The organism is Acidiphilium sp. PA (genome assembly GCF_026191915.1).
In the GTDB taxonomy this organism is placed as follows: Bacteria; Pseudomonadota; Alphaproteobacteria; order Acetobacterales; family Acetobacteraceae; genus Acidiphilium.
The window spans coordinates 1-6209 of sequence record NZ_JAIMBY010000056.1 but is presented as its reverse complement, the minus strand read 5'-3'; the positions used below and the strand labels follow the sequence as shown (position 1 = coordinate 6209).

Annotated in this window: 7 protein-coding genes; 5 read left to right on the top strand and 2 right to left on the bottom strand. The window is 62.6% G+C overall.

The annotated features are described in order from the left end of the window. On the top strand, positions 1–216 hold a 216-nt coding region (locus AruPA_RS21155; protein WP_265638537.1), incomplete at its 5' end, for a BrnA antitoxin family protein. 249 nt (positions 217–465) lie between these two features. On the opposite strand, the gene AruPA_RS21150 is transcribed toward AruPA_RS21155, so the two are convergent. Next, complete coding sequence (locus tag AruPA_RS21150) at positions 466–1128, bottom strand: metalloregulator ArsR/SmtB family transcription factor (RefSeq protein WP_265638715.1); 663 nt, start codon at positions 1126–1128, stop codon at positions 466–468. Between the two features lie 94 nt (positions 1129–1222). Here AruPA_RS21150 and AruPA_RS21145 point away from each other — a divergent pair, with 94 nt between their 5' ends. The 4 genes from AruPA_RS21145 to AruPA_RS21130 are packed head-to-tail and all read left to right on the top strand — an operon-like array spanning position 1223 to position 4696. Beyond that, on the top strand, positions 1223–1981 hold the full coding sequence (locus AruPA_RS21145) for an MBL fold metallo-hydrolase (protein ID WP_265638714.1): 759 nt from the start codon (positions 1223–1225) through the stop codon (positions 1979–1981). Positions 1982–1992: 11 nt separating this feature from the next. Then, complete coding sequence (locus AruPA_RS21140) at positions 1993–3243, top strand: MFS transporter (RefSeq protein WP_265638713.1); 1251 nt, start codon at positions 1993–1995, stop codon at positions 3241–3243. A 24-nt stretch (positions 3244–3267) separates the two neighbouring features. After that, on the top strand, positions 3268–4221 hold the full coding sequence (locus tag AruPA_RS21135; protein ID WP_265638712.1) for an inorganic phosphate transporter: 954 nt from the start codon (positions 3268–3270) through the stop codon (positions 4219–4221). A 31-nt stretch (positions 4222–4252) separates the two neighbouring features. Continuing rightward, a complete protein-coding gene (locus AruPA_RS21130) occupies positions 4253–4696 on the top strand; it encodes a hypothetical protein (RefSeq protein ID WP_265638711.1) in 444 nt (147 codons plus the stop codon). A 156-nt stretch (positions 4697–4852) separates the two neighbouring features. Here the strand turns inward: AruPA_RS21130 and AruPA_RS21125 are convergent, their stop codons facing one another. Next, on the bottom strand, positions 4853–6061 hold the full coding sequence (locus tag AruPA_RS21125) for an IS256 family transposase (RefSeq protein WP_265638710.1): 1209 nt from the start codon (positions 6059–6061) through the stop codon (positions 4853–4855). Between the last annotated feature and the right edge of the window lie 148 nt (positions 6062–6209).

Below are 6209 nucleotides of genomic sequence, written 5' to 3'. Positions count from 1 at the left end.
GATCAGATCAATACGCAGGCGATCCCTGAGCAAAGGGATTGGAGTGATGCCCAACGCGGAGTGTTTTTTCGGCCGGTGAAACAGCAAATTACATTGCGGCTCGATGCCGATTTGATTTTTTGGTTTAAGACGCGAATCGGCGACGGCTATCAAACCAGTATCAACAATGCCCTGCGCGAATACATTGCGCTCCATGCCCATGAGACTCAACCATGAGTGTGATCGCCGTCTAGTTTGAGGTCCACAGGCGGGCATTCTTCCGGTGTTTCTATGCCGCGATAACACATATTATCCCGCGTAGTGGAATTATTCGGGGGGCTATCGGGGTAGGGGAGGGGAGACGCCCCAAACAGCCCATTCATGGGTACCGGCTTTTGCGGCGACAATTCGCTATGCTGCTGTTCCGCTCATCCGCACAGGCCAATCCAGGGTAGCAGCGACGCAATGATTGGGCACATAACCGACTTATCCCTCGACAGGTAATCCTGCGGCCTTCCACTCAGGATATCCGTCTTCCAGCCGGTATGCTTCGATGCCGTGCAAGCGAAGCTTGGCGACCGCCTCGAATGAAAGAAGACAATATGGCCCTCGGCAATATGCGACCACCGCGTGATCCGTCGTGAGCCCCGCAAGCGCGGCATCGAGGCGATCGAGCTGGACGTTGATCGCACCTGGCAGGCGACCGAGCGCGAACTCATCCGCCGGGCGCACATCGAGCAGGGTCACGGTGCCGCCATGCAGCCGCTCGAGAAGCACCTCCCGCGACACCGCTTCGAGCCCATCCTTGGAGTGGAAATACGTCGTCATGATCCGCTCGATCTCGGCGACATTCCGCTCGCCCACCCGGCCCAACGCCGCGAGCAGGGCGATCACGTCGGTTTCGGAAATCAGGCTGTAGAACATCCGCTTGCCCGCACGCCGCGGTTCGGCGAGACGGGCGCGGCGCAATACCTGTAGATGTCGCGACGTATTTGCAACGGAGAGACCGATGCGGCCGGCAAGGTCTTCCACGCCGCGTTCGCCCTGGGCGATCAGTTCAAGAATTTCGAGACGATGCGGATGCCCAAGTGCCGCCGCGATCTCAGCCAGATGAGAGAAAACCCGCTGCTTCGGTCCATTGCTTGACATTAAGAACCATATATTCAATTAATATCGATAATAATAGGTTATTGGTAGGCATCGAACAAGGCGCGCGCCCGAGTCAACAAAATGCGCTGCCGCAATGGAGGAAATCACAATGATTCTGCGCCAGTTCCTGCACGCCGATCCGACCGCTGCATCCTATCTGCTCGGGTGCGTCGGCAAGGGTGCCGGCGTAGTCGTCGACCCTTTATTTCCGATCGAACCCTATCTTGATACCGCTGCAGCCGCCGGCACCCCAATACGCGTCGTGATCGATACGCATCTCCACGCCGATCATCGCTCAGCCGGTCGCGCGCTGGCCGAAGCGGCCGGTGCAGAATACGCGCTGCATGCATCAGCCAATGTCGGCTACGTCTGCAGACGCCTTGCCGATGGCGAAAGAATCGAACTCGGCAACGTGGTGCTCGATGTTTTACATACGCCGGGGCACACGCCGGAGCACCTGTGTCTTCTGGTCACCGACCGGACGCGCGCGGATGAGCCGTGGTGTCTCCTTGGCGGCCATACGCTCATGGTCGGCGATGTCGGTCGCACCGAGCTCGCGGCTGATGCCGAGACCGGCGCGCACGACCTGTTCGCCAGCCTGGTCCTGCTGAAGGCGCTGCCCGACCATGTCGAAGTCCTGCCCGGCGCCCTGGCCGGCTCGGTTTGCGGCCGGGGTCTGTCCGGCAAACCCGGCTCGACCATCGGGTTCGAGCGGCGGCACAATGCCGCGCTGCAGATCGACAATCCGGACACGTTCGTCACCTTCATGCTCCAGAACATCCCGCCCGCGCCGCTGCAGGCGGTCGAGTTGCGCGCCTGGAATGCCGGGACACCGCCGCAGCGCGCGGCCTGACCCCCGTGGTCGTGCCTGTCGCCTCGCGGTTGGAACGCGGCATCGCCGCCAATCGCGGCCAGTTCGCGCTGCAGGCGTTGCAGGTTTTTTTCGTCGGCCTGGTGATCGGCATGGAGCGCGCCGCGCTGCCGGACGTGGCGCGGGATTTCGGGGTGGCGCCGGGGGCGTTCCTATTCCTCGCGAGTTTCGTTCTGTCATTCGGGCTGGTGAAGGGTGCGCTCAATCTTGTCGCCGGCGGGCTTGCCGACCGGTTCGGCCGCAAGCCGGTGCTGGTCGCCGGCTGGATCGCGGCGATCCCGGTCCCATTGCTGATCTATGTCGCGCCGAACTGGTGGTGGATCGTCGTGGCCAACGTGTTCCTCGGCATCAGCCAGGGCTTCACCTGGACGATGACGGTGACCAGCCAGATCGACCTCGCTGGCAGCCATCAGCGCGGCCTTGCGGTTGGGATCAACGAGGCGACCGGCTATGTCGCCGTCGGCCTCGCCGGGTTCGGCGCTGCGGTGCTGGCGCACGGCATTGGGGTGCGGCCGGCGCTGCTGGTTTTCGGCCTCGCGACCATCGTCGCGGCACTGGCGACGCTCGCCCGCGTGCGCGACACGCTTGCCTGGGTGAAGGCCGAGCATGCCGAGGCCCAGGGCCATGCACCGCCGGACCAAATAGAGGGTTTCGGCTCGATTTTCCTGCGCATCTCGTTCCGCGATCGGGCGGGGCGCGCGATCTGCCAGGGCGGCATCGTTAACAAGATCGCCGATACCCTGGTCTGGGTGATGTTCCCGGTATTCTTCAGGCGCCATGGCGCGGGTCTGGTGGAGATCGGCTGGCTGACCGGCATTTATGCGATGGTCTGGGGCCTCTCGCAGCTCTGGACGGGGCATCTCGGCGACCGGATCGGGCGGCGCAGGCCAGTCGTGGCCGGGTTCTTCCTGCTGGCGGTCGGCATAGCGCTCACCGCGATCGGGCGCGGCCCGATGCTCTGGCTGCCGGCTGCCGCGATCATGGGCGTCGGGATGGCGCTGCTCTATCCCAACCTGATCGCCGCGATGTCGGACCAGGCAGCCCCGTTGATCCGCGGCAAGGCACTCGGCACGTATCGCTACTGGCGCGACACCGGTTATGCGATCGGCGCTCTGCTGCTGGGGGCAGTGGCGCAGCTCGCACGTGCGCCGCTGCCGGCACTCTGGATTACGGCGGCACTGGTGGCCGGCTCCGGCCTATGGATCGCTCTTGCCTTGAAAAACAGCGCGAATCATGAAGGGTGATCGGCAGACGCAAAGGACCGATCGATGCTAGCGATCATCGTTCTGGTGCTGACCGCGCTGGCTTTCGCCTGGAGCATGGGCGCGCATTATACCGGTGCGTGCATGGGCATGCCCTATGCAACAAAATCGATCGCGCTGCGTCCCGCGCTCGGCCTGATGGCGGCGATGACGCTGATCGGTGCCGCGTTCCTGAGCCACAAGGTGTTGGTGCATGTCGGTCACGGTATTCTCACCGGCCAGTTGCTGGTAATTCCGGCAATCATCGTCATCGGCGTCGCCTTCCTGCTGACAACGGCGTTCACCCAGCTTCGCATCCCGACTTCGACCATTCAGATCCTGATATTTGCACTGGGCGGTGCCGGCCTGGCTCTGGGCCTCGGGATCAACTGGCTTGCGATCCTGCATCTCGTCGTGCTCTGGGTGCTGGCGCCGTTCATCGCGTGCGGCTTGGGGTTTTTGTTCACCAAACTGTTCGACCACGTACCCTGGTTCAATGCCAGCGAGTCGGCTCGGCTGATCGGTCAGGCGCTGGTCCTGGTAGGTGGGGTCGCTTCGCTGACCATGGGGGCCAACGATGTGTCGAACGCAACGGCCGTGTTCCTGACCGTGCATTTCTCCGGCCCGCTACTCGCCGGGCTGATCGGCGGCCTCGGTCTCGCGGTGGGGGTATTAACGTGGGGGCGACCGATTCTGGAACGGGTCGCCTTCGACGTGGTAAAAATGGACATGAAAATGGCGACCGCCGCGCAACTGGTGCAAGCGCTTGTGGTGCTGACCGCCGTGGCCTTCGGGTATTTCACCTCGATGAATCAAGCGCTGATCGGGGCAATGGCAGGCACCGGCCTGGCGCGCGGCCGCCAGACCATCGATCGCAAGGTGATGTTCGGCATCGGTCGCGGCTGGATCATTGGGCCGGGTGCGGGGTTTATTCTCGCTTATGTCGGCGCCTGGGTCTATCGCGCCATCCTCGGCGGATAAGGCTCAACAATCTGGAAGAAGGAGGTGTTTCATGAGTATGACAAAGCGCACCGGTCCACGACAATTGTATATGGTAATCGCAATCAGCGCGTTCGCCCTAAACGCGGGTTTCGGCGTGGCCTATGGAAGCCAATCTCGCCAGAAATCGAGCGATCTGTGGACAGCGCAAGGCTATGCCCAAGCGGCGGTCCACGCCGGCACCGTCACCAAGGCTCATGCCGATCTTCAACGGACGCTCAACTGCCTGGTCGGCACGTCTGGCAACGGTTATGACAAGACAGTGCACGATCGTTGCTCGACCGACGGCATTCTCGCCGAATTTCCGCGATCGACGAAAACTCATATTGAGGCGCAAAAAGCTGCGCAAATCGTCGAGGTCGGACTGTCTGCCAGCGATCTCGGCATGGTGCACAAAACCGCCGGGGCGGTGCTGGGATTGCTGCACGGAAAAGGAGTCAAAGGCGAATATGACTGACGAGGCTCTGGGCAGCCGCGCCATGCGTGCCGACGCGATGGAGAGCGTAACCTGTGGCTACCTCTCGCTCGTCGTCGTCGCGCTGACCGTTCAGGCCATCACCGATCACGTCCGTCAACGTGGTGTAATTTGGTTGTGGGATAAGGTGGCCTTGGATCATTCTGCTGCGGTGGCGATCTGGGGTGGCATTATTTCGACGGTTGGCGGCGCGAGCTCTGCCATTGCTTCGGTCTGCATGTAGCGGTGTTGGGTTTGCCACTCGTCGTTTTGTTCGAGCAGAACGGCGCCGACGAGGCGGATGATCGACGCCTCGTTGGGGAAGATGCCAACGACGTCGGCGCGTCGCTTTACCTCCTTGTTCAGCCGTTCGATCGGGTTGGTGCTGTGGATCTTGACCCTGTGTTGTGCGGGGAAGTCCATGTGCGCGAGGACGTCGGTTTCGCTGTCGTCAATGAAGGCGGCGAGTTTTGGCCATTTGGCGCGGAGCTGGTCAGCGGTGTGGCGAAGCGTCTGGCTGGCGCTGGCGCGGTCCGGCTGGATGAACGCCTGGCGCAGGGCGGCGCAGACCATGCTCTGCTGGCCCTTGCCGACATAGGATTGGGCGTTGCGCATCCAGTGGACGCGGCAACGCTGCCAGGATGCTCCCATGACGCGGCGGATCGCGGCTTTGAGGCCTTCATGCGCATCGGAGATGACGAGCTTGGTGCCGTGCAGGCCGCGGCGCACCAGGCTCTTGAGGAAGGTTGCCCAGAAGGTTTCGGCTTCGGACGGCCCGATATGCAGGCCGACGATCTCGCGCTTGCCCTCGGTGTTGGCTGCCACAGCGATTATTGCCGCGACTGAGACGATGCGACCCCCTTCGCGTTGCTTGAGATAGGTGGCGTCGAGCCAGAGATAGGGCCAGTCGCCGATAAGGGGGCGGTCGAGGAAGGCGTTGACGCGGTCGTCGATATCTTTGCAGAGCTTGCTGACGGTGCTCTTGCTGATCCCAGTGAGCCCCATGGCTTGCACCAGATCATCGACGCGCCGGGTGGACACGCCGCTCACCCAGGCTTCCTGGATCACCGCGACGAGCGCTTTCTCGGAAGTTTTGCGGGGTTCGAGGAACGGCGGGAAGTAGCTGCCTTGCCGAAGCTTTGGGATGCGGAGCTGCAGGCTGCCGAGGCGGGTATCGAGGGTGCGGTCGCGATAGCCGTTGCGATAGGTGGTGCGCTCGCCGGAGCGTTCGTGCCGCCCGGCGCCGATCACACCTTCCACATCGGTCTCCATCAATAGTTGCACCACCGCCTCCGCCACACTGCGCAGGAAATCGCCATCGCCGGCTTTGGAAAGAAGCTCGGCCAGGGGTAATCTGTCGTCGGTCATCGGGTCCTCACTCGGTTCGGGTTGAAGCTTCGCAACTCCACCTTAGCCGAACGATCCGATGGCCACCTCAACCCGGTCTGCGGGTGGGGTTGGCCCTTCCGGCCGGCTACGCCGACCTCCAGGCCCAACCCCACCCGCATCATTCAAA

Excerpts from the sequence above, each read along its gene's own strand:
- AruPA_RS21130 (WP_265638711.1), top strand. The coding sequence starts at position 4,253 with ATGAGTATGACAAAGCGCACCGGTCCACGACAATTGTATATGGTAATC.
- AruPA_RS21145 (WP_265638714.1), top strand. The coding sequence starts at position 1,223 with ATGGAGGAAATCACAATGATTCTGCGCCAGTTCCTGCACGCCGATCCG.
- AruPA_RS21135 (WP_265638712.1), top strand. The coding sequence starts at position 3,268 with ATGCTAGCGATCATCGTTCTGGTGCTGACCGCGCTGGCTTTCGCCTGG.
- AruPA_RS21150 (WP_265638715.1), bottom strand. The coding sequence starts at position 1,128 with ATGTCAAGCAATGGACCGAAGCAGCGGGTTTTCTCTCATCTGGCTGAG.
- AruPA_RS21125 (WP_265638710.1), bottom strand. The coding sequence starts at position 6,061 with ATGACCGACGACAGATTACCCCTGGCCGAGCTTCTTTCCAAAGCCGGC.